Source organism: Asanoa sp. NPDC049475 (assembly GCF_040676915.1).
In the GTDB taxonomy this organism is placed as follows: domain Bacteria; phylum Actinomycetota; class Actinomycetes; order Mycobacteriales; family Micromonosporaceae; genus Asanoa.
The window spans coordinates 585,250-607,486 of sequence record NZ_JBFAPY010000004.1 but is presented as its reverse complement, the minus strand read 5'-3'; the positions used below and the strand labels follow the sequence as shown (position 1 = coordinate 607,486).

Below are 22,237 nucleotides of genomic sequence, written 5' to 3'. Positions count from 1 at the left end.
AGAGGAGGATCCGTGTCACCCCCCAACCCAGCCCGGCGATCACGTCGCCGCGGCCTGCTGCTGGCCCTCGGGGCCACGGTCGCCGCCGCGGCGCTGGTCCTCGGCATGACCACCGGAGCCAGCGCGGCCACGCTGTTCTCCGACGACTTCGAGGACGGCAACTCGTCAGGGTGGACGACGAACGGGGGCAGCTGGTCGGTGACCACCGACGGCTCCCGCGTGCTCCGCCAGAGCAGCACCAGCAGCGACGCCCGCGCCCTCGCGGGCACGGCGAGCTGGACCGACTACGCCGTGCAGGCCCGGGTGAAGCCGCTGGCCTTCAACGGCAGCAACCGCTTCGTCGCGGTGCTCGCCCGGGTGCGGAGCAGCACCAGCTACTACTACCTGGCCCTGCGCTCCAACAACACCGTCGAGCTCAAACGGCTGGTCGGCGGTTCGTCGACCACACTGGACACCGCCTCCGTCGGCGTGAGCGCGGGGTCCTTCTACACGCTGCGGCTGGAGGTGGCGGGCTCGACGCTGCGTGGCTACGTCAACGGTGCCCTCCTCACCGAGGCCAGCGACGGATCGTGGAGCAGCGGCCGGGTCGGCGTGGCCACGTTCTACACCACCGCGAGCTTCGACGACGTGGCGGTGACGACAGGTGGCGGCACGGAGCCGACCCCGACCCCAACGCCCACGACCGAGCCCACCAACCCGCCACAGCCCAACGTCGCCGACGGCTGGGCATCCGTGAACGCCTGGGGCCAGAATGGCACCAGCGGCGGCGCGGGCGGTCCGACCGTGACGGTCACCACCGCCTCGGCGTTCCTGTCGGCGATCGCGCAGGCCGGCCCGCGGGTCATCCAGGTGCAGGGGATGCTCACCCTGCCCGGCCCCATGCACGACGTGACCTCCGACAAGACGATCGTCGGGCTCGGCTCCGGATCAGGTCTCACCGGCGGCGGCCTCACCATCGGGCTGCCCATCGACGACGACGTCACGGCACCGCCGACCGATGCGGTGCACAACGTCATCGTCCGGAACCTGAACTTCCGGGGCTGGCCCGACGACGCCATCAACGTGCAGATGTTCAGCCACCACGTCTGGATCGACCACAACACGTGGACGACCGGCACGGACGGCGGCGTCGACGTCAAGCGCGGCTCGTCCTACGTGACGATCTCCTACAACCACGCCGACGGCACCGACAAGAACATGCTGCTCGGGCACGACGACGACAACGGCGCGCAGGACACCGGCCGGTTGAAGGTGAGCTACCACCACAACTGGTTCGACGAGACCAACCAGCGCAACCCGCGGGTCCGGTTCGGCGACCAGGTGCACGTCTACAACAACTACTACAACGACACCGGCAACTACGGCGTCGCGTCGACCGAGAACGCCGGCGTGATCGTCGAGGGCAACGCCTTCGTGAACGTCGACGACCCCTTCCACCTCGGTGAGGCGTCGTCGGGTCCCGGCCGGATCGTGGCGAGGAACAACTGCTTCACCAACTCGGGTACGGGCGAGGCCGGCGGCAGCGTGTCCGCGGTGCCGTACCCGTACACCCTGCTGCCCTGTGCCCAGGTGCAGTCGACCGTGTCCGCGCAAGCCGGCGCCGGCCGGATCTGAGGAGGAAGTGATGAGCAGAACGGCACGTCGAGGCTTGCTCGCGGTCGTCGCGGGCGCACTCGCCGCCATCGTGGTCGCCTTCGGGTTGGGCGGTGTCGCGCAGGCGGCGACGCTTTTCTCCGACGACTTCAACGACAGCTCGGCCGATGGCTGGTCCAAGTCCGGCGGCGACTGGTCGATCGTGAGCGACGGCTCGCCGACGTTCACTCAGTCGAAGACCGACAGCGAGCTGGCCCGCCAGTTCGCGGGGTCGACGAGTTGGACGGCGTACTCGGTGCAGGCCCGGGTCAAGCCCCTCGGCTTCAACGGCAGCAACAGGCTCGTGGCCCTGGCCTCGCGCTCGTCGTCGGCCACCAAGATGTACCGGCTCGCCCTGACGAACGCCAACCGCGCCGAGCTTCAGGCGGTCGACGGCTCGTCGGTCACGGTGATCGGGTCGGCGTCGCTGACCGTGTCCACCGGCACCTGGTACACGCTGCGGATCGACGCCAACGGCAGCACCATCTCGGGCTTCGTCAACGGCACCCGGATCGCCTCGGGCAGTAACAGCGCCCACAGCGCCGGCCGGGTCGGCCTGGTGACCGCGTACGCGTCGGCGCGCTTCGACGACGTGGTGGTGAGCACGGACGGCTCTGTCCCGCCCACCGGGAACCCGACGAACCCGCCCACCAGCAACCCGCCGACGGGCGGTCCGACGACCCCGCCGCAGACCGGGCTGGTCGGCTGGGCGACCCAGAACGGCGGCACCAGCGGCGGTGGCAGCGCATCGGCCACCACCGTCACCAGCGCCTCGGCCCTGACCAGTGCGGTCGGGGCGAGCGGAGCCGCGGTGATCCGGGTCAGCGGCACGATCTCGTGCTCGGGCATGATCCGGGTGCGATCGAACAAGACGATCCTCGGCAACTCCGGCGCGACCATCTCCGGGTGCGGCTTCACCATCAACGGTGACCGCAACGTCATCATCCGGAACCTGTCGTTCCGCGGCTGGGACGACGACGCCGTCAACGTGGAGCAGTCGGCCACGAACATCTGGGTCGACCACAACAGCTTCACCGACGGGTACGACGGTGCCGTCGACATCAAGCGCGGCTCCGACTTCGTCACCGTGTCCTGGAACCGGATCTACGGCCACGACAAGTCGATGCTGCTCGGGCACTCCGACGACAACGCGTCGCAGGACGTCGGGCACCTGCGGGTGACCTACCACCACAACTGGTTCGACGGATCCGGCACCCGCCACCCGCGGGTCCGCTTCGGCAACCCGGTGCACGTCTACAACAACTACTACTACAACAACGAGTACGGCGTCGCGTCCACGATGGACGCCGGCGTGCTGGTCGAGGGAAACTACTTCGAGAACGTCGACGAGCCGACCCTGGTCGGGTACGCGGACTCGGACCCGGGCACCCTCGTGCAGCGCAACAACGTGTTCGTCGGCTCCGGCTCTCCGCAGAGCGCCGGCAGCACGGGCAGCATCCCGTACTCGTACCAGCTCGACAACGCCAGCGGCGTCAAGGCGAGCGTCACCTCGGGTGCCGGCGCCGGCCGGATCAACCCCTGACCGACCGCCGGCGTTAGATCGCCGTCCCGGCAGGTGACTTGAACAGCGGCGCCGCCTCGTCGACGTAGCCCTTCCGTCCGCTCCGCAACGCACCGCACGCGATACGGACCAGGTCGATGTTGACGCCGGCGGCGCCGCTGGGGTCGTGCACCTTCAGCTTCACGTCGAGGCTGACGGTGGTCTCGCCCCAGCCCTGTGCCTCGAGGTTGAGGTGGGCCACCTTCTGCGAGCCGAGCTGCGACAGGTAGCCGAGCGGCGCCAACTGCACCTTGTCGGCCGTCGACAGGGCGTTGAGCTTCGACTGCTTCTTGGTGTTGGGGTTCTCGACCAGGTTGCGGAAGTCCTCGGTGCCACCGAGGTTGACCTGGTAGGAGCTGACCAGCGTGAGGCCGCGCTCCGCCAGGAGCCGCAGCAGCGTGTCGTGCAGCACCGAGGTGCCGAACTGGCTGGTCAGGTCATCACCGAGCAGCGGCAGGCCGGCCGCCTCGAACCGGTCGAGCTCCGCCTGGTGTCGGGCCACCGGGTCGGAGGTGGTGTTGACGAACGCGACACCGGCCTCCCGGGCGGCCCGGGCGTAGGCGAGGGCGGTCTCCGGCCGGCCGCTCGGCGCGGAGTAGAGCAGCACCTCGGCTCCAGCCAGCGCCTTCGCCACGCGGTCCGCCTCGGTCGCGTCCGTCAATCCCCTGGTGACGGCGACGCCCGCCTTCGGCAGGTCGCAGTCGAGCCGGGGGAAGTTGTTCGGTGGCAGGAAAATCGCCTCGGTCAGGTCCCGGCCGACCTTCTCGGGCGACGTGGCGAAGGCCGCGACGATGTCGACGTCACCCACGCCGAGCCCGTCGATCGTGGGCCGGTGCACGCCGGCGAGGCTGCCGGTCTGGCGGTAGAAGGCGATGCCCTGCACGAGTGCGGACGTGTTGTTGCCGACACCGACGACCGCGACCCGCGCTGGTTTGATCATGAAGCCGAGGCTACCTGCTCTCGCGTGAGAGCGCCGTCCGCGACGAGAACGGTGATGCGCCGGGAGAGCGGCGCTTCCGGAGTGACCAGCAGCGGGTGCTCGAAGGCAAGGGCCGCGCACACGCCCGGATAGATCCCGGTCCGCACGAACCAGCGGTCGTCACCGGCGAGACCCCGAAACACAAGGGTGTACGGCCCGGGGCCGGTCAGCGCCAGCCATGGCGCCGCGCTGCCGTTGACCTGCTCCTCGCCCTCGGCGTCGGCGGTAAAGGTGTGCGTCTCGCCCGGCGCGGCGCGCCAGAAGAAGCCGCCGTAGCCGGCGCCACCGGGCCGCCCGTTCGTGGCCGGGCTGCCCAGAGACACCGTGCTCGTCGCGGAGAGGGTGAAGTCGACCGAGAGCTCCCAGCCGTGGGGGGCCTTCGTCGCGCTGAGCCGCCGCTCCTCGGTCAGCAGCACCCTGCCGTCCTTGTCGCGCCAGTCCATTCGGTTGCCCAGGCCTTGGCCGGCGGGGACTTCCTCGCCGGTGAGGTCATCCTCGCTGAGCAGCACCGAGCCCTTCCGCGGGCCGTGGTCGGTGGGCAGCCAGCCCGTGTGCACGATCTCGCCGTGGTCGTCCAGCCAGGTGTAGCCGCGGTCGCGGACGTACGTGCGGCCGCCCCAGAGGTTGGCCCCGGCGACGTCCTGCATAGCTACCGAGACGCCCAGGTGCCAGAGGTGGTCCTCGGGGGCGAAGTCGGTGACGGTCGTGCCGCCCAACGTACGTACCGGATGCAGATAGGGCCTCGGTCCCTGGATGAGGTCGACCTTCTCGTCCACCACATAGGACGCGACCGGAACGCCGTCGACGGTGAGGTCGGTCATCCCTCGACCGTCTCGCGGTAGCCGCGCAGCGCCGCGTCGAGCACCTCGTCGCCCGGCCGCGCCCACACCTCGGCCGAGAACACCTCGACCTCGACGGGACCCGTGTAGCCGGCCGCGTCGACCGCCTGGCGGAACCGGCGGTTGTCGACGCACCCGTCGCCGGGCAGCCCGCGGCCGAGCAGCACGCCGGCCGGCAGGGGAGTGACCCAGTCGGCGACCTGGAAGCAGGCGATCCGGCGCTGGCGGCCGGCCCGCTCGATCTGCGCCCAGACCTGGTCGTCCCACCAGAGATGATAGGTGTCGACCACGACGCCGACCGCGTCGACGGGGTGCGGCGCGGCCAGGTCGAGCGCCTGGCCGAGGGTGGACACCACGCAGCGGTCGGCGGCGAACATCGGGTGCAACGGCTCGATGGCCAGGCGGACGCCGGCCGCCTGGGCGTGCGGCACGAGTCTGCCGATCGCCTCACCGACGTGGGCGCGGGCGCCGTCGAGGTCGCGGCTGCCCTCGGGCAGGCCGCCGGAGACCAGCACCAGCACCGGTGCGCCGAGGGCGGCGGCCTCGTCGATGGCGCGGCGGTTGTCGTCCTCCCAGCCGGGGTCGGAGAAGAAGCCGCCCCGGCACAGCGACGTGACCTCGAGGTCCTTCGTGAGCGCTGCCGCCTTGTCGAGCCCGTACGCGGCGACCTCCTCCCGCCACAGGCCGACCTTGTCGACTCCGGCGCGTACGCAACCCGCGACCAGGTCGGGCAGCGGCCAGTGCTTGGTCGTGGCCGAGTTGAGCGCGAACCTGGTCATTGGGCCACCCCCACGGTCGTGAGCCAGGCCCGCGCGCGGGATGCGGCGAGGTCGGCGTCCGGTAGCACACCCGCCGCGTCGGCCAGCCGGACCAGCGTGGCCAGGTGCTGCGGCGACCGGCCGTTCTGCAGGCCGCCGACCATCGTGAAGTGCGTCTGGTGGCCGGCCAACCAGGCGAGGAAGACGATGCCGGTCTTGTAGTAGAAGGTGGGTGCGCCGAAGACGTGCCGGGCCAACGGCACGGTGGGCGCGAAGATCTCGTCATAGCCTGTTTCGTCACCGGCGTCCAGGGCGCGCAGCGCGGCCGCCGCCGGGGCCGCGATCGCGGCGAAGATGCCGAGCAGCGCGTCCGAGTAGCCCTCGTCGTCGCCCTTGATGAGCTGCGGGTAGTGGAAGTCGTCGCCGGTGTAGAGCCGGACGCCGGGCGGGAGCTTCCGGCGCAGGTCGACCTCGAAGCCCTCGTCGAGCAGCGACACCTTGATGCCGTCGACCTTCGCGGTGTGCGCGCCGATCAGGCTTTCGACGGTTGCCACCGGGTCGGCGCCCCAGTAGCCGGCCAGCGCCGGGTCGAACATCTCGCCGAGCCAGTGCAGCACCACCGGCCCGTCGGCCTGGCGCAGCAGGTCGCCGTAGACGTCGAGGTAGTCGTCGGCGTGCCGGGCGGCGGCGGCGAGGTGGCGGCTGCACATCAGCACCGGTGTGGCACCGGTTTCCTGCACGTCTTTCAGCTGCTCCGCGTAGGCCTGGCGGACCTCGTCGAGCGTGGCCGGCCCGGGCGGCAGCTGGTCGGTGGCGACTCCCGCGACGATCGGCCCGGCCGCGTCGCGGGTGCTGCGCCGGATCAGCTCGCGGGTCGCGGCGTAGTCGAGGCCCATGCCGCGCTGGGCGGTGTCCATCGCCTCGGCCACGCCGAAGCCGTGCGACCACAGGTGGTGACGGAAGGCGAGCGTGGCGTCCCAGTCGAGCGTGGCCGGCCGGCCCGGGGTGTTGTCGGCCAGCGGGTCGGCGACCACGTGCGCGGCGGCGTACGCGATGCGGCTCGTGAACGGTCTTCGCCGATAGCTCGCTCCGGCGCCGCTGAAGGTGAACGGGCCGTCGGGCAGCACGACGGTGGTCACGCGCCCAGCTCCGGCACCTCGATGCGCCGGCCCTCGCGGGCGGCCTGGGCACCGAGCTCGGCCAGCTGCACGCCGCGGGCTCCGGCCCAGAGATCCCAGGTGTACGGGGCGTCCTCGACCACGTGCCGCAGGAACAGCTCCCACTGCTCCTGGAAGCCGTTGCGGAACTCCTCGTTGTCCGGCACGACCTGCCACTGCTCGCGGAACCGCTCGGTGGCCGGCAGGTCGGGGTTCCAGACGGGCTTGGGGGTGGTCGACCGGTGCTGCACCCGGCATTCGCGCAGACCGGCGACCGCGCTGCCCTCGGTGCCGTCGACCTGGAACTCCACGAGCTCGTCACGGTAGACGCGGACCGCCCACGAGCTGTTGATCTGCGCGACGATGCCGCCGTCGAGCTCGAAGATGCCGTACGCCGCGTCGTCGGCCGTCGCCTCGTAGGGCTGGCCGGTCTCGTCCCAGCGGCGGGGGATGTGGGTCGTGACGTGCGCGGTTACCGCGCGGACGGGCGCGAAGATCTGCTCCAGCACGTAGTGCCAGTGCGGGAACATGTCGACCGTGATCCCGCCGCCGTCGGCGGTGCGGTAGTTCCACGATGGACGTTGGGGCGGCTGCCAGTCGCCCTCGAAGACCCAGTAGCCGAACTCGCCGCGGACGCTCAGGATGCGGCCGAAGAAGCCGCCCTTGACCAGCCGGTCGAGCTTGCGCAGGCCGGGCAGGAATAGCTTGTCCTGCACGACGCCGTGCTTCACGCCGGCCGCGTCGGCCAGCCGGGCGAGCTCGACCGCGCCGGCCAGGTCGCCGGCCGTGGGCTTCTCGGTGTAGATGTGCTTGCCGGCCGCCACCGCGGCGCGGATCGCCTTCTCCCGGACGTTGGTCACCTGCGCGTCGAAGTAGATCTCGACGTCGGGCCGGGCGAGGGCCGCGCCCAGGTCGGTGGTCCACTCGGTCAGGCCGTGCCGGTCGGCGATGGCTCGCAGCCGGGCGTCGTCGCGCCCGACCAGGACGGGCTCCGGCCAGAGCAGCGTGCCGTCCCGCAGCGGGAGGCCACCGCCCTCGCGGATCGCGAGCAGTGAGCGGACCAGATGCTGACGGTAGCCCATCCGGCCGGTCACCCCGTTGAGGACGATCCCGATGGTTCTGCGATCCACGACCTTGACCTCCCCAGGTAAGCGCTTTCCCGGGCAACGTATCCATCGGGATGGGTTCAGGCAAGGGCTTTCCCGTATGATCTCGACGTGGCCACGCTGGACGACGTCGCGCGCCGGGCGGGCGTCTCGACGGCGACCGCATCGCGCATCATCAACGGGAGCAGCAAGCCGGTCAGCGCCGCCCTGCGCGACCGGGTCGAGGCCGCGGTCGCAGACCTGCACTACGTGCCCAACGCGCATGCCCGCCAGCTCGCCGGGTCCGGCCGCACCGCCGTCGGGGTGGTCGTCCACGACGTCTCCGACCCGTACTTCGCCGAGATCACCCGCGGCCTGCAACGGGTCGCCACGACCGACGGCCGGCTCGTCATCATCTGCAACACCTACCGGGACCCGGCCCGCGAGCTCGACTACGTGGAACTGCTGCGCGCCCACCAGGTGGCGGCGATGGTGCTGGCCGGCTCGGGCTACCACGACGCGGCCTTCGCCCGCTCGCTGCGCGGCAAGCTGCGCGCCTACGAGCTGAGCGGCGGCCGGGTCGCGGTCATCGGCCGGCACGACCGCGCCGGCGACGCGGTGGTCCCCGACAACGAGGCCGGGGGCTTCATGGCGGGCGAGCACCTCTACGCGCTGGGCCACCGCGAGATCGGTGTCATCGCCGGCCCCCGCAACCTGACGACGACCACGGACCGGTTGACCGGCATCCGCCGTGCGGCCCGCACCCACGGGCGGCCGGCTCCGAAGGTCGTATATGCCGACTTCGACCGGGACAGCGGGGCCGCCGCGACCGGCGACCTGCTGTCGGCGCACCCCCGCCTCACCGCGATCGCGGCGCTCAACGACTCGATGGCGGTCGGCGCGCTGGCCTTCCTCCGCGACGTGGACCGCCGGGTCAGCGTGATCGGCTTCGACGACATGCCGATCGCCCGCGACGTCACGCCGGCGCTGACGACGATCCGACTGCCGCTGGCCGACATGGGCGCCCAGGCGATGTCACTGGCCCTGTCGCCGGCGTCGCCTGACCCGCGCGTGGAACGCGTGCCGGCGTCGCTCGTCGAACGGGCCAGCACGTTTCCGCCCTAGGCCAGGGTGACCCAGTAGCGGCGTACCTTGAGCTGGCCCGTGTCCCGGATGCCTTCGAGGACGCCGCCGTTGCGCTCGATCGTGCGGGCCGAGGCCACGTTGTCGGCGAGGCAGGGGATCAGGACGCGGTCCAGGCCGAGGGTGGTGCGGGCCTCGCGCAGCATCTGGGCCAGCGCCCAGGTCGCGAGCCCGCGGCCGCGCGCCGACGGGCGCACGCCGTAGCCGATCTGACCCAGGTCGTCGTCGTACCGGTGCCGCAGGGCGATGCCACCCTGCACCTTGCCGTCCTCGACGATCCAGCGGAGTGAGGCGTGCTGGTGCTCCGGGCAGGGGGTGCCGACGGGGTGGGTGTTCTCGAGGCGCCGGCGCACCCAGGCCGCGAAGCCCTCGGCGGAGTGCACGTCGTCATCCTCGCCGAGGCCGAAGCCGTCCTCGTGAGCGCCCGGCCCCCAGTCGTCACGACACTCGACGAAGGCGGCGTGCAGGCGGACGGTCGGCGCGATCAGTTCAGGCATGTGGCCACGCTAGGCGCGACCCGCCCGGCCCGCGACCCGCGCCGCGCTCCCTCAGCCATCGAAGTCGTAGCCTCACTGGCCGATGCGGCCGTCGATTCGCTCACGCAGTAGGTCGACGTGGCCCATGTGGCGGCCGTACTCCCAGACCATGCCGACCATGGCCTCGCGTAGTGACATCGCGCCGCCGCCGGTGCCGTGCTGGTTCAACGGGTCGTCACCCGTGGCGTCGAGGCTCGCCGCCTCAGCCACGAAGCGGGTGGAGAAGTCGACCTCCGCGCGCCAGGCCGTCCACGCTTCCTCGACCACCGCGGGGTCGGCCACCGCGCCGTCGAAGTCGCCGTCGCGGTTCGTGTCCGAGACGTAGAGGCGGGGGACGTCCTGGGACGCCATCATCTTCCGGAACGTCGCGCGCTCGACCTCGGCCAGGTGCCGCACGAGGCCGAGGAGCGACATGGTCGACGGCTCGACGGACCGCCGCGCCATCTGCTCCGCGTCGAGCCCTGCGCACTTCATCTCCAACGTGAGGCGGGCGCTGCGCAGGGCTTCGGCCAGCGTCGTGCGCTCGTCGCCCAACGTGGGCCCGTGCTCGCGGGGGTCGTCGTCGGAGGGCTTGCCGTCCGCGGTGAACATGTCGGCGCGTCGAGAGGTAGCCATGGCCGCATCATCGACTGCGGTCTTGCCGGCCGACAACTCATTTGTTTAGGTTGCCGTCCATGAGCCGGGTGCTGCGCATTGTCCTGGCGTTGGCGCTCCTCGCCGCCTGCGACCCGGGCCAGCGTGCGCCGTTACCGCCCGCCCTGGCCGCCGAGCTCGCGACCGTCGTGGTCGACGTCTTCGAGACCGACCCGACCGCGGCGTACGCGTTGATGTCGAATGCTCGCTTGGTGTGCGTCGCCGAGCCCTTCGGCGTCGAACCCGCCGATGCCACCACGGCCGCCGACGTCACCACCGTCTACGCCGCGCTGTTCTGCGTGGAGCGACAGGCCGGCGTCGCGTTCGACGAGAGCCCAGGAGTCAGCACGGTGGTCGCCGTCCGGGGCGCGACGGTGGAGGTCCCGGGCGACGGTGCGGCCCACCGGCCGGACATCGAGCGAATCTTCCCGGAGGATCTTCGCGAGCGCGCGTTCGAGGGCTACCGCGACCCGAGCGCGGCCGAGCGCGAGCTCGCGCGCCGCTTCGCGGAGCAGAACCGCTAGCTCAGATGGACGCTCAGCTCGGAGGAGGGCGCCACCTGGGCCGGTTCCACGACGGCCGGGCGGGGCTCGTAGGCGGCGACGCCACCACCGCGCCGCTTGGCCACGTACATGGCGATGTCCGCGGTTCGGAGCAGTTCGCCGGAGCCCGCGTCGGCCAGGTGCGTGCCGGATACGCCGATGCTGACGCCAAGTCGGATCTGCTTGTCGCCCAGGTGGGACGGGCAGGTCACCGCCACGTGGATGCGCCAGGCCAGGTCCGCCGCCTCGGCCAGGGTGGCGCCCGGCAGCAGGATGGCGAACTCGTCGCCGCCCAGCCGGGCCAGCACCTGCTGCGGGGTCAGCACGACCTTGATGCGGTCGGCGGTCTGGGCCAGCACCTGGTCGCCGGCGGCATGGCCGATGCTGTCGTTGACCTCTTTGAACCCGTCGAGGTCGAGCAGCAGCAGCGTGGCCGGCGTCGCGAGCGCGTCCAGGTGCTCGTAGAGCGCCCGCCGGTTCGGCAGGCCGGTCAGGTCGTCGGTGCGGGCCTGCTGGTGCACGTCGCGCAGATCGCGTAGTTCCTTGAAGGTCAGGCTGGCCCGGCCGAGCGCGGCCAGCACGCATGCCGCCGCCAGCGTGGTGCTCAGCGCCGGTAGCCGGCCGGACTGGCCGATGGCCAGCAGCAGCACGCTGCTGACCGCGAAGAACGCGGGCACGGCGAGAGTCGCCCAGCCCACGATGGTTGGCGTGGTCGCCGCGTCGGACCGACGGCGAGGGGTTGCCGCCACGGGGGCGAACGCCAGCAGGACCGGCAGCGCGAGGGAGAGCACCACCAGCGAGCCGGGTTCGGCGAGCGTGCCGCCGGCGTGACCGAGCATCGCGAGGCCGTCCGCGATGCTGGCCGCACCGAACGCGGCGACCACGAGCACATGGGTGCGGTTCAACCGGCGGCCGCCGAGGCTGCCTCCGATGACCACCAGCAGGATCAGGACCAGATAGACCAGGACACCAGCCAGGTGTACGCCGATGCGTCCGTTGCCGTCACGACCGGGCGCGCCGAGGCAGGCCAGCGACGCGATGCCCAGACCGGCGACGACCCCGTCGAACCAGACGCCACTGTTGAAGGCCGGACGGTCCGACCGCAGCAGCAGGCCGACGAACAGGTAGAGGAGCACGAAGCCGACCACCGCGAGCGCGTCGCTGGTCGTCGTGTGGATCGGTTCGCCGCGGTCGGCGGGGGAGAGGGCGGCCCAGCCGGCGCCGGCGACGGCGGCGGTCATCGCGGCGCCGGCCGCGGCCCAGGTCGCCCGCTGGACGCCACCGCACCGCGCGCGCCGGAAGCAGATGGCGGCGCAGGCCGCGTAGGGGACCGGCATCAGGACCGCGACGATCGGGCTCGGCGCCCCGGCCGCGACCAACAGCGCGACCAGCAGCAGGGCGGCGCCGGCGGTGATGCGGAGCGCCTGGTCCACGCGAGGGCCGGGCGACTCAGGCATCCGGCCACCACCATCGCGGGACATATCGAGCATCCTCCTCGCGTGCACGGCCATGCCGCAAGAGCAAATGCACGTGCAAATGCGCTTGGTCCCAACCAGCGCGAGACGGCACGGACGGCATCAGCAGCGAATGTGGACATTCCACACCAGAGGTTTAGGCGTACGTGCATCTTCCCGTGAGAATGCACGTGCATTAGGCTCCCGATCGCGGGATGGACCCCCGTCGAACTCAACCGTCGAAGGTGGACATGAAGATCAAGAATGGCGTCGCCGCACCTGACCTCGGCGACGTGACCTGGGTGAAGAGCCGCCGCAGCGGCGCGCAGGGCAACTGCGTCGAGCTGGCCCGGCTGGCGGACGGCGCGGTCGCGGTGCGCAACTCGCGTGACCCGGAAGGCCCGGCGCTGATCTTCACCCCGGCGGAGATGACTTCGATGTTCCACGGTGTCACCGCCGGGGAGTTCGACCACCTCGTCGACTAGACGCATGATGGACCGGTAACCGCGGGGTCACGTAGGCTACCGAGCGATCTCGTCGATGCGACCGCAGACCGCCGACCGCAGACCGCCGACCTCGAAGGACGACATGACCGCGCCGGACGCCGCCGCTGGCCCCACGGCCAGACGGATCGTCGTGGGCGCACAGCTGCGCCGGCTCCGCGAGGCGGCCGGCGTGTCCAGAGAGGACGCCGGTTACCACCTGCGCGGTTCGGCGTCGAAGATCTCGCGCATGGAGCTGGGCCGGGTCGGCTTCAAGGAACGCGACATCGCTGACCTGCTCACCCTGTACGGCGTCGTAGACGAGGCCCAGCGCGAGCCGTTGCTCGCGCTGGCCCGCGACTCGCGCACCGACGGCTGGTGGCACCGCTACGACGACGTGCTGGAGAGCTGGTTCGGCACGTACGTCGGCCTCGAGGAGGCGGCCACCACCATCCGCGCGTACGAGGTGCAGTTCGTCCCGGGCCTGCTCCAGACCGCGGATTACGCCCGTGGTGTGGTGGTGTCCGGGCTCCCCGAGACGGCACCGGCCGAAGTGGACCGGCGCGTCAAGCTGCGCCTGGAACGCCAACGGATCCTGGACCGCATCCCGCCGGCCACCTACTGGGTGGTGATGGACGAGGCCGCCCTGCGCCGGCCGGTCGGTGGGCAGGCGGTGATGCGGGCTCAGCTCAAGCACCTGCTCGACCTGAGCGAGCGGCCCAACATCACGCTCCAGGTGATGCCGTTGCGCCGCGGCACCCACACGGCCGACGGCGGCGCGTTCAGCATGCTGCGGTTCGCCGACCCGGACATCCCCGACATCGTCTATGTGGAGCAGCTCGTCAGCGCTCTCTACCTGGACAAGCCCGAGCACGTCGAGCGCTACCGGCAGGCGATGGAACGGCTGACGGTCGCGGCCCTGTCGCCCGCGGACACGACGGACTTCCTGACGAAGCTGCGGACGTCCGGCTGACGTCAGCGCGTCTGGGGTTTCGCCGACACCGCTTGGTTGATGGCTTCAGCCCTAAGGCGCAGCTGCACAACCTCGTCGCCGCGCCCGAGCGTCTCCAGGGTGCGCGCGAGAAGCCGCTGGGCAATGGCAGTGTTGGGATGGTCGGCCCCAAGTGTCGCCTCAGCGATCGACAACGCCCGCCACTCCAGCGGCTCGGCCCGGTCGGCTCGCCCGAGCTGCAGCAGGGTGGACGCCAGGTTGCCCAGGCGGACGACCATAGTCGGGTGATCCGGGCCGAAAGCCGCTTCGGTGATCGCCAGCGCACGTCGTTGTAGCGGCTCGGCCTCGTCCGATCGCGCGAGCGCGTTCAGGGTGAGCGCCAGGTTGTCTAGGCTCGTCGCGAGTAACGGGTGGTCTGGTGCGAACGCGTTCTCGGTGATGGCCAGCGCCCGACGGTGCAGTGGTTCCGCCTCATCGGCGCGGTCCAGTACCAGGAGGCTGTAACCGAAGTTGTGAAGGTAGCGAGCGGTGATCGGATGCTCGGGACCCAGCGATGCCTCGGCGATGGACACCGCCCGCCTGTGCAGCGGTTCCGTCTCGTGGGTCCGGCCCAGATGCCGCAGGGTGAGCGCGAGGTTGTTGAGCCCAATTGCGATGGTCGGGTGATCGGGACCGAGCGCCGCTTCGCTGATGGCCATCGCCCGGCGCTGCAGCGGTTCGGACTCCGCCTCGCGGCCTAGGTATTTCAGGATGCCCGCGAGGTTTCCGATGATGGCGGCGGTCTGGAGGTCGTCGTCGCCGAGCGATGCCTCGGCGATGGTCAATGCCCGCCGCTCGAGGCGCAGTGCTTGCTGGAAACGGCCCTGGACGATGTCGAAGCCCACCATCGAGTCGAGCAACAGGGCCACGTGGCCGCCGCCGACCGTGTCGGGGCAAGCGGTGACCAGGGCGGTGACGTGTGGGGTCAGCGCGGCCCAGCGCGGCCAGCCCGCGACGTCCGTCTCCGGGCTCTCGGACGGCAGTGCGGCTCTCAGGAGTTCGATGGCGGTCAGTAGGATGCCGTCGAACTCGACCGCGGAACCCTGCTTGAGCTGGGTCGCGGTGACGCTTTGCACAAGTCGGTGCACGGCCACGGTGCCGTGGGTGAGCGTGATCATGTTGTACGACGCGAGCATTCCCAGTGCCTGATCGACGTCGTCGACGTCGGCGAGGGGGTGCAAGACGTCCCGTGGCAGGTCGTCCGGCGCAAGACAGGACAGGACCCGGAGCACCCGCATGGCGAGTGGGTTCTGTTGTCCGATGGTCTTGGTGGTGACCGCCCAGACCCGGGCGACGGCCTGCTGCGCGTCGTCGCCGGCCGCCACCAAGTCGAGGACAGTGGCCGGGTCGGACCGCAGGCGCCGCAGATAGCGCTCGATGCCGGTGCGGGTCTGCCGCAGGTACGCACCGGCTTGCCGCAGCGCCAGAGGCAGGTAGCCGAGCTCAGCTGCCAATCTCTCGGCGGTGGCGGCGTCGGCCTCGCCGGACAGTCTGAGCAGCAGGTCGACGGCCGCAGGTGGGGCAAGCACGTCCAATCGCAAGCAACCGTCGGTGATGTCGTCCCAGCCGACATCGCGCCGGGTCGTGATCAACACATGTCCCCGTCGCAGCTGTCCCAACAGCGGTTCCGCCAACAGCCGGTCCTCGACGTTGTCCAGGACTAGCAGCCAGCCGTCATGGGCCTGCAGCCACGCCAAGGTCCAGTTGGCCGCCTCGTCTTGAGTCGCGACGATCTGCAGCTCTGTGTGCAGCCGGAACGCCAGGTCGGCCAGACCCGCCCGGATCTTGTCGGCGTCCTCGGCGACGATCCACCACACCACGCCATATCGGTGCCGGTAGCGGGCGACATACTGCAGCGCCAGCTCGCTCTTGCCCACGCCGCCCAAACCGTGCACCGCTTGGGCGACCACGCCCGCACCGGCACGGACGAGCCCGTCGAGGGCGTCCAGCTGCTCGTGGCGTCCGACGAAGTCCCGGACCCCGGGCTTAGGCATCCCGAGGATTCCACCCTCTGGAACGGTGATCTGCGCCGGGACGCCGAGCGCTACGGAATTGTGGATGGCTTTCGCGCCCGCACCCGTCTGGACGATGCCCTGGTTGGTCGCCACCGCCGCCGCGTTTCTACCGGCCGCACGCACGCCGGAATCGCGCTCGGGCGCAGTCACGAGCCGTGCTGACTCGCGTGGCTGCCCCGTCCGGTCTGCACGATGCCCGAGTTGTGCTGCACGGCGACCGCTCCCTCCCCGGTGGCGTTGATAGCGACACCGGACCGCGCCACCAGGTGTGCCACGTCGCTGGCCAACTGCGGATCGGCCACGAGTGCCTTGCGTATCTGGAGGCGCAGCGCCGACACGCGGTCCGGGTCCGCTGGATCCGCGACGATGTCCTGCACCGCCTCGCTGACGGCATCCGCCGATTCCTGCCGGCCCAGAATGCGGCTCAAGAGACGCCTGCCCAAGCCGACGGAGGCGTCCGCTGTCGCGTCCGCCGCCGAGTCCCGCACCCGATCCAGCACGGCCGTCCCATAGGCCGCGGCCGCCGCTGTCAGGTACGGCACCACCGTCGTTGCCAGATCCGCATCCATCGGGTCACCTTCCACCTTCGACGGTCCCAACTATCCCTACCACGGGCGCGATCCGTTCGCCGTCACCCGGATGGATGCCCGTGGCCGGAATGGGCACAGGTCCCGCGCTAGAATGGACTCGTGAGTCCAAAAACCGGAATCTCGGGTACGGAACGCTCGTTGACCCGGAAAGGGGTCGCGACCCGGCAGCGGATCGTCGAGGGTGCGGCTGCCGAGATCCGGGAGCGCGGTGCCGTGGCGACCACCCTCGACGACGTGCGCGCCCGCACCGGCACCAGCAAGGGGCAGCTCTTCCATTACTTCCCGGACGGTAAGGACGAGCTGCTGCTCGCCGTCGCCAAGCACGAGTCCGAGCGCGTCCTCTCCGACCAGCAGCCCCAGCTCGGCGATCTGACGTCCTGGCCCGCCTGGCAGGCCTGGCGCGACCGGGTCGTCGCGCGCTATCTCGCGCAGGGCACCGAATGCCCGCTCAACAGCCTGATGTCGCAGCTCGGCCGCGGCACTCCCGGCGCGCGGGCCGTGACCACCGAGCTGATCGACCAGTGGCAGCGTGAGATCGCCAACGGGATCCGTCACATGCAGGGCATCGGCGAGGTCGACGGCGCCCTGGACGCCGATCGGTCGGCGGCCGCGCTCCTCGCCGGGATCCAGGGCGGCGTCGGTGTGATGATCGCTACGGGCCGGATCGAGAACCTCGAGGCCGCTCTCGACGTGGGCATCGCGAACCTGCGCCGATAGTTTTGGACTTGCAGGTCCATTTTCCCGCGCCACGGTTGCCGGCATGAATGACTACTACCTGCTCGGCCGGTCAGGACTGCGGGTGAGCCGGCTCGCGCTCGGCACGATGAACTTCGGTGTCGCGGGCTTCCACGCCGCCTATGGCAGGACCGAGGCGGAGGCGGAGCCGATCTTCCGGCGCTACCTCGAGGCCGGCGGCAACTTCGTCGACACCGCGGACTTCTACACGGCCGGCGAGAGCGAGACCATCCTCGGCAAGCTCATGGCCTCCGCCGGCGTACGCGATCGCCTGGTGTTGACCAGCAAGTTCACCAACACCGTCGACCGGACGGACCCGAACGCCGGCGGGAACGGGCGCAAGCACATGATCCGTGCCGTCGAGGCGTCGCTGAAGCGGCTCGGGACCGACTACCTCGACCTGTACCTGCTGCACACCTGGGATCGCATCACGCCCGTCGAGGAGGTCGTGCGGACCTTCGACGACCTGGTCCGCGCCGGCAAGATCCGCTACGCGGGCCTGTCCGACGTGCCCGCCTGGTACGCCGCCCGCGCCCAGACCTTCGCCGAAGCCAACGCGCTGACCCCGATGGTCACCGTGCAGCTGCCGTACTCGCTGGTGGCCCGTGACATCGAGGCCGAGTTCACCGCGATGGCGCAGACCCTCGGCATGGGGTTGACGGCGTGGAGTCCGATCGGCGGCGGCCTGCTCACCGGCAAGTACCGCCGGTCCGCTGACGGCCTGACCGGCGACGGCAGGCTCGGCGGCAGTGGCGGCCAGCGCCCGGTCAGCGAGCGCGAGTGGCGGGTGATCGACGAGCTCGAGAAGGTCGCGGCCGAGCTCGGTCGACCCATGGCCGAGGTGGCGGTCAACTGGGTGGCCACCCAGCCCGCCGTCGGTTCGGTCATCGTCGGTGCGAGCAGCGCCACCCAGTTGGACAGCAGCCTCGGGGCGCTGGACTTCGAGGTTCCAGCGGACCTGCGCGCCCGCCTCGACCGGGCGAGTGCACCGCAGTGGGGCTTGCCGTACCCGATGTTCACACCCGAGTACCAGTCCTGGATCGTCAGTCCCGGCCTCGGAATCGGCGACAAGCCCGCGGGCTACCAGCCTCCAGTGTGGAACGCCGCGGCTTAGGTGCGGGCGCGACCGCGCGTGGCCCGGGAACTCCGCGGGCCACGCGCGGCACGGTGGCTCAGGAGCTGCAGGTGTTCAGCATCGTCTGCAGCGCCGACTTCTCCGACGACTGGAGGCGCAGGCCCCAGTAGTACTTGCTGGCGATCCACATCTTCGCGTACGTGCAGCGGTAGGCGGTCCGCGACGGCTGCCAGGTCGACGGGTCCTGGTCGCCCTTGGACTGGTTGACGTTGTCGGTCACGGCGATCAATTGCGGGTGGGACAGGTCGTTGGCGAACGACTGGCGACGGGCCGTGGTCCAGCTGCTGGCGCCGGACCGCCAGGCCTCGGACAGCGGCACCACGTGGTCGATGTCGACGTCCGCCGGATCGGTCCAGGTGGCGCCGTCGTACGGGCTGTACCAGCTCCCGGAGGTGGCGGTGCAGGAGCTGTTGGTCACGACGTTGCTGCCGTCGCGGCGGAGCACCGTCTCGCGGGTGTTGCAGGCGCCGGAGATGGTGATCCAGTGCGGGAACAGGTCCCGGGAGTAGCCGCTCGACGAACCTTCCGCGGCCACGGTAAGGGCGTTGAGCTGGGACTGGGCGCTGGCCTTCGACGGGATGCCGGGCGGGGTCGCGTTGGCCGGGGTGGCCGTCAGGGTGACGACGGCGACGCCGGCCAGGATCGCCGCGGTCAGGGTGCGCCGGCGGGATCGGATCATGATGCCTCCAAGACGGGGGTACGGAGACATCGATAATCAGCGATGATGATGGCCGGGCGATAGAGGCGAGGTTAATTGATCAACTCTTCCGGACGACCCGTTCGCCCTGGCCCGGCTTCCAGATCGTGATGGTCAGCCGGCCGTCGTCGATCGTGACCGACGAGCCGCTGGTGAGCTCGGCGACCCAGAACGGGTCGAACTTCTGGCCGCGCAGGTCGAAGCCGTTCTCCGCGAACAGCGCCTCGGCGAACCGCTGGTGCAGCGCCGGATCCTGCTCGTTGCGGACGGCGCCGAACAGCTTGACGTCGCCCTCGCCGACGTGCGGGTCCACCGTGGCCGTGTGCAGGCAGAACCGGCCGTCCCGGGCCAGGTCGGCGAACTTCGTGGTGTGCGGCATGCCGACCAGCAGCAAGCGGCCCTCGAAGACCCTGGGCTCGATCGGGCTGATGCGTGGCGAACCGTCGGCCCGCACGGTGGCGAGCAGGCAGAGGTTGCCGGTCGCGGCGTGCCGCCGCTGGAAGATCTCGGAGATCCGGGGCGCTTCCGCGACGAAATCCCGCCAGGTGGCCATGCCGGGCATCCTATCGGTGGTCGGCCGGCCGACGGGCCGACCGACCACCATGGAGCGAGGGCGTCAGTCGACGACCGGCGGTGCGGTCCGGGCAGCTTCCTTCAAGGCCGCCGCGGCGCCGGCGTACGAGTTGTAGGTGTGCGCGCGGGAAACGCCACCGGGAATCGTGAAGTACGCGGAGACCACCTTCGCCGGGTCGCTGGCGAGCTCGCCGCGGCCTGGCAGGTCGTCGCCGTCGTCCCTGCCCCACGGCGCGTTCGCGGAGTTGGTGGAGCAGCCCCACGTGCCGGAGCCACAGCCGCCCGAGGTGTCACCGGCGAACGTGCCGAGGCTCGCGAACAGGGTCGGGTTGGCCCGCTGTGCCCAGAGACCGCCGGCCGCGAAGACGTCCACCAGCTTGTAACGGACGTCGCGGTCGTTGCCACTCGTCGGCTCGTCGGCCACTGTGGACGGATGGTGGACCAGGCCGCCACCGTTGATGGCGTACTGCGGGAAGGCCTTGAGGCCGTGCCCCTGCGCCTCCTGAGCGGTCACCGGATGCGTGAACGCGTCGTGTGGCGACGTCTGGAGCTGGAGGGTGCCGTCGACCGTCTCGCGGCCGCTGGTCCAGGTGCTGCCCGCCGGCGTGTACGAGTAGAAGTCGCTGTGCGCGACGGTGACGGCGCCGCGCAGCACGCCGTACGCGGTCGGTCCAGTCGCGGGGATGGAAGAACAGGTAGGTGAGGTACCAGTGGGTGCTGGTCTCGACCACGGAGTAGTAGGCGTGTGCCGGCAGCGCCGCGGTCGCGGCTCGATCCCAGTTGTCGTGCCCGTCGAGGTTGCCGTCGAAGTCGACGGCGGCGATGTAGTCGGCCCGCCCACCCAGAGCATGACTGCCCGTGGCATCGACGTCCTGGTGATGAATGGGCGCCCACCGCAACGCGAGCTCCGCCCGGCTGACGGCGGCCGAGGCTGCCGGGGCCGGGACGGTCACCAGGGCAGCACTCAAAACCAGGGCGGCGGTGGCGGCGATGAACCTGCTTCTGTCGAGCATTCTGTTGCTCCCGCGTCCGAAGTGGTTGAACCACCACGGATCCTGCTGCGCGCCGGCGTCCGGCCGGCAACATAAAGATAGACGTTGCTCAAAGTCATCGCGACGCGGACCCGGCTCGCGCGAAGCGCGTTTGCGCGCGGGAGCAAACGGTCGTGCCCCCGACGAACGTGCGTGAAACACGAATCCTGATCTTGCGCTTCGGGTCTGACTATCGTCTGATCCGTCGTCTCAACGACCTAGCGCTGTCGTCGAGTTGGCGGCGGATGACGGAGGGGGTGAAGCGGCGCAGCGGGCGCACGGGCTCGGGGCGGGGGCGGTTGATCGCGGGGGAGACCGACTCGGTGTCCGGGTCCAGGTCGTTGATCAACCGGTCGATGTGGCCGACGAGCGCCCCGTTGACGCGCCAGATCGCCGGCTCGGTCTTGGCGTCCTCCTGGAGCTGGAACGTGGTCTCGTCGCGAAGGAAGCGGGCGCGGCGCAGGGCGTGTCGCAGTGGCTCGGGGCTCGGCGGCGCCACGTTCACGTCGGAGGCGATCACGATGCCGAAGGCGAAGACCGCGTCGGCGATCGCGTCGAGCAGGCGCGACATGCTGAGTGCCACCCACGGGCCGGGCGGGTGCTCGGAAGCCTCCCCGGAGCGGCGGTCGAGCAGTGCGCGGGCGAGGCCGCGCTCCGAGATCGCCGAGAACTCCAGCGCGGTGAGGCCGGGGCGCATGGTGACCGGGATGTGCGCGGTGCGGGTGGCGCGCGGGTTGAGGCGCACGCTGTCCTCCGCCTGCGCCAGGGTGTCGCGGGCCTTGCTGATCAACGCCTCCACGTTGCGGGCGCGACGGAGCCCCTCGGCGGCCCGCTCGGCCGTCCAGTCGGACTGCACCCACCCCGCCATGTCACGTAGCTGTTTGCCGATCTCGGCGGCGAGGCTGCCGATGGCGTTGCCCGCGGGCTGCACATAGACCCGCGGCAGGGCGACGCTCACGAGCACAGCGACGGCGGCGCCGATCAGGGTCTCGTAGACCCGTTCCATCCCGACGTTCGTGCTGCCGGCGACCGCGAGCACGAGCATCGCGGAGATCGGCACTTCCAAGGCATGGTCACCGAGCCTCAGCGCGTACGCGATGGTCATCGACGCGGCCACGGTGACGCCCAGGCTCCACCAGTGCAGGCCGAAGACGCTGGACAGCACGACGGCGAGCAAGACGCCGGCGATCACACTGAAGATGCGCTCCCAACCGGAACGGATGCTCTTGATCGGACTGACCTGGACGACCAGCAGGGCGGTCAGCGCCGCGACGATCGGGGGTTCGGTGTCCGGCAATCCCTCGGCGAAGACGAAGGCCAGGACCGTGGCGAGCACGGCCTTGATCGTCCGGAGGCCGGGGACCGGCTCCTGCCCGCGGATCTTGGCCCACAGGCGGCGCTTGCGGGACGCGGTGGGGGCGACGTCCTCGGGCTCGGCCGGGGCCAGCAGGTCACCGGTGATCCGGACGCTTTCGGTCGCGATCCGGCGTGCCTTCGCCGTGGGTCGCGCGACCGCGCCCGAACGTCCGTGCCGCGAGCCCCTCGACATAGTCCTCCCGACCAGCCGCTACAACTGATCGAGTTTACCGGCGGGGCCCCTTTCCCGCTCCGTGCCCGCAGGAGAGGGGCCCCTGAGATGCGGACTGCCGGAGGCTCAGCCGCAGTGGCC

The 22,237-nt window shown here is 70.8% G+C and carries 22 protein-coding genes; 8 read left to right on the top strand and 14 right to left on the bottom strand.

The features are described 5' to 3' along the window. Nucleotides 1–12: 12 nt before the first annotated feature. Together AB0J88_RS18375 and AB0J88_RS18370 are read left to right on the top strand one after the other, a co-directional pair. Nucleotides 13–1,614, top strand: a complete 1,602-nt coding sequence (locus tag AB0J88_RS18375; protein ID WP_364342943.1) for a family 16 glycoside hydrolase — start codon at nt 13–15, stop codon at nt 1,612–1,614. Between the two features lie 10 nt (nt 1,615–1,624). After that, nucleotides 1,625–3,175, top strand: a complete 1,551-nt coding sequence (locus tag AB0J88_RS18370; protein ID WP_364342946.1) for a right-handed parallel beta-helix repeat-containing protein — start codon at nt 1,625–1,627, stop codon at nt 3,173–3,175. Between the two features lie 13 nt (nt 3,176–3,188). Here AB0J88_RS18370 and AB0J88_RS18365 read toward each other — a convergent pair whose 3' ends face one another. From AB0J88_RS18365 to AB0J88_RS18345, 5 genes are read right to left on the bottom strand one after another with little or no spacing between them, the layout of a single operon-like run. Next, nucleotides 3,189–4,133 carry an inositol-3-phosphate synthase gene (locus tag AB0J88_RS18365; protein WP_364342949.1) on the bottom strand — a complete coding sequence of 315 codons (945 nt, stop codon included), beginning with the start codon at nt 4,131–4,133 and terminating at the stop codon, nt 3,189–3,191. Beyond that, entirely contained in the window at nt 4,130–4,993 is an 864-nt protein-coding gene (locus tag AB0J88_RS18360; RefSeq protein ID WP_364342952.1) for a PmoA family protein, read from the bottom strand. The genes AB0J88_RS18365 and AB0J88_RS18360 overlap by 4 nt, the downstream gene beginning before the upstream one ends. Further along, a complete protein-coding gene (locus AB0J88_RS18355) occupies nt 4,990–5,790 on the bottom strand; it encodes a sugar phosphate isomerase/epimerase family protein (protein WP_364342955.1) in 801 nt (266 codons plus the stop codon). The genes AB0J88_RS18360 and AB0J88_RS18355 overlap by 4 nt, the downstream gene beginning before the upstream one ends. Further along, the gene (locus AB0J88_RS18350; protein ID WP_364342957.1) at nt 5,787–6,908 is read right to left on the bottom strand and encodes a dihydrodipicolinate synthase family protein; all 1,122 of its coding nucleotides are present in this window, start codon (nt 6,906–6,908) and stop codon (nt 5,787–5,789) included. Before AB0J88_RS18350 ends, AB0J88_RS18355 begins: the two co-directional genes overlap by 4 nt. Then, a complete protein-coding gene (locus tag AB0J88_RS18345) occupies nt 6,905–8,056 on the bottom strand; it encodes a Gfo/Idh/MocA family oxidoreductase (protein ID WP_364342960.1) in 1,152 nt (383 codons plus the stop codon). The genes AB0J88_RS18350 and AB0J88_RS18345 overlap by 4 nt, the downstream gene beginning before the upstream one ends. A gap of 87 nt (nt 8,057–8,143) precedes the next feature. Here AB0J88_RS18345 and AB0J88_RS18340 point away from each other — a divergent pair, with 87 nt between their 5' ends. Next, complete coding sequence (locus tag AB0J88_RS18340) at nt 8,144–9,136, top strand: LacI family DNA-binding transcriptional regulator (RefSeq protein WP_364342963.1); 993 nt, start codon at nt 8,144–8,146, stop codon at nt 9,134–9,136. On the opposite strand, the gene AB0J88_RS18335 is transcribed toward AB0J88_RS18340, so the two are convergent. Together AB0J88_RS18335 and AB0J88_RS18330 are read right to left on the bottom strand one after the other, a co-directional pair. Next, a complete protein-coding gene (locus tag AB0J88_RS18335; protein WP_364342965.1) occupies nt 9,133–9,651 on the bottom strand; it encodes a GNAT family N-acetyltransferase in 519 nt (172 codons plus the stop codon). The genes AB0J88_RS18340 and AB0J88_RS18335 overlap by 4 nt on opposite strands. A gap of 72 nt (nt 9,652–9,723) precedes the next feature. Next, a complete protein-coding gene (locus tag AB0J88_RS18330) occupies nt 9,724–10,305 on the bottom strand; it encodes a DinB family protein (protein ID WP_364342968.1) in 582 nt (193 codons plus the stop codon). Between the two features lie 59 nt (nt 10,306–10,364). Here AB0J88_RS18330 and AB0J88_RS18325 point away from each other — a divergent pair, with 59 nt between their 5' ends. Continuing rightward, nucleotides 10,365–10,847, top strand: a complete 483-nt coding sequence (locus tag AB0J88_RS18325) for a hypothetical protein (RefSeq protein ID WP_364342971.1) — start codon at nt 10,365–10,367, stop codon at nt 10,845–10,847. Here AB0J88_RS18325 and AB0J88_RS18320 read toward each other — a convergent pair. Then, entirely contained in the window at nt 10,844–12,322 is a 1,479-nt protein-coding gene (locus tag AB0J88_RS18320) for a GGDEF domain-containing protein (RefSeq protein ID WP_364342974.1), read from the bottom strand. The two genes, AB0J88_RS18325 and AB0J88_RS18320, sit on opposite strands and share 4 nt — an antisense overlap. A 248-nt stretch (nt 12,323–12,570) precedes the next feature. Here AB0J88_RS18320 and AB0J88_RS18315 point away from each other — a divergent pair, with 248 nt between their 5' ends. Both AB0J88_RS18315 and AB0J88_RS18310 read left to right on the top strand, forming a co-directional pair. Then, entirely contained in the window at nt 12,571–12,804 is a 234-nt protein-coding gene (locus AB0J88_RS18315; protein ID WP_364342977.1) for a DUF397 domain-containing protein, read from the top strand. A gap of 103 nt (nt 12,805–12,907) precedes the next feature. Next, nucleotides 12,908–13,774, top strand: coding sequence for a helix-turn-helix transcriptional regulator (locus tag AB0J88_RS18310; protein WP_364344531.1), 867 nt, complete (start codon nt 12,908–12,910; stop codon nt 13,772–13,774). A gap of 2 nt (nt 13,775–13,776) precedes the next feature. On the opposite strand, the gene AB0J88_RS18305 is transcribed toward AB0J88_RS18310, so the two are convergent. Both AB0J88_RS18305 and AB0J88_RS18300 read right to left on the bottom strand, forming a co-directional pair. Next, nucleotides 13,777–15,957 carry a tetratricopeptide repeat protein gene (locus AB0J88_RS18305; protein WP_364342980.1) on the bottom strand — a complete coding sequence of 727 codons (2,181 nt, stop codon included), beginning with the start codon at nt 15,955–15,957 and terminating at the stop codon, nt 13,777–13,779. Continuing rightward, a complete protein-coding gene (locus AB0J88_RS18300; RefSeq protein ID WP_364342983.1) occupies nt 15,954–16,376 on the bottom strand; it encodes a hypothetical protein in 423 nt (140 codons plus the stop codon). Before AB0J88_RS18300 ends, AB0J88_RS18305 begins: the two co-directional genes overlap by 4 nt. A 120-nt stretch (nt 16,377–16,496) precedes the next feature. On the opposite strand from AB0J88_RS18300, the gene AB0J88_RS18295 reads away from it, so the two are divergent. Together AB0J88_RS18295 and AB0J88_RS18290 are read left to right on the top strand one after the other, a co-directional pair. Then, the gene (locus AB0J88_RS18295) at nt 16,497–17,114 is read left to right on the top strand and encodes a TetR/AcrR family transcriptional regulator (protein ID WP_364342986.1); all 618 of its coding nucleotides are present in this window, start codon (nt 16,497–16,499) and stop codon (nt 17,112–17,114) included. Between the two features lie 43 nt (nt 17,115–17,157). Further along, nucleotides 17,158–18,246: an aldo/keto reductase gene (locus AB0J88_RS18290; protein WP_364342989.1), complete on the top strand. Its 1,089-nt coding sequence runs from the start codon at nt 17,158–17,160 to the stop codon at nt 18,244–18,246. A gap of 58 nt (nt 18,247–18,304) precedes the next feature. Here AB0J88_RS18290 and AB0J88_RS18285 read toward each other — a convergent pair whose 3' ends face one another. The 4 genes from AB0J88_RS18285 to AB0J88_RS18270 form a co-directional block, all read right to left on the bottom strand. Continuing rightward, complete coding sequence (locus tag AB0J88_RS18285; RefSeq protein ID WP_364342992.1) at nt 18,305–18,946, bottom strand: HNH endonuclease family protein; 642 nt, start codon at nt 18,944–18,946, stop codon at nt 18,305–18,307. Nucleotides 18,947–19,025: 79 nt separating this feature from the next. After that, nucleotides 19,026–19,517 (bottom strand): pyridoxamine 5'-phosphate oxidase family protein, encoded by a 492-nt coding sequence (locus AB0J88_RS18280; protein ID WP_364342995.1) that lies wholly within the window; start codon nt 19,515–19,517, stop codon nt 19,026–19,028. Between the two features lie 63 nt (nt 19,518–19,580). Further along, complete coding sequence (locus AB0J88_RS18275) at nt 19,581–20,192, bottom strand: hypothetical protein (RefSeq protein WP_364342998.1); 612 nt, start codon at nt 20,190–20,192, stop codon at nt 19,581–19,583. A gap of 566 nt (nt 20,193–20,758) precedes the next feature. Next, nucleotides 20,759–22,117 (bottom strand): aromatic acid exporter family protein, encoded by a 1,359-nt coding sequence (locus AB0J88_RS18270; RefSeq protein WP_364343001.1) that lies wholly within the window; start codon nt 22,115–22,117, stop codon nt 20,759–20,761. Nucleotides 22,118–22,237 lie beyond the last annotated feature (120 nt).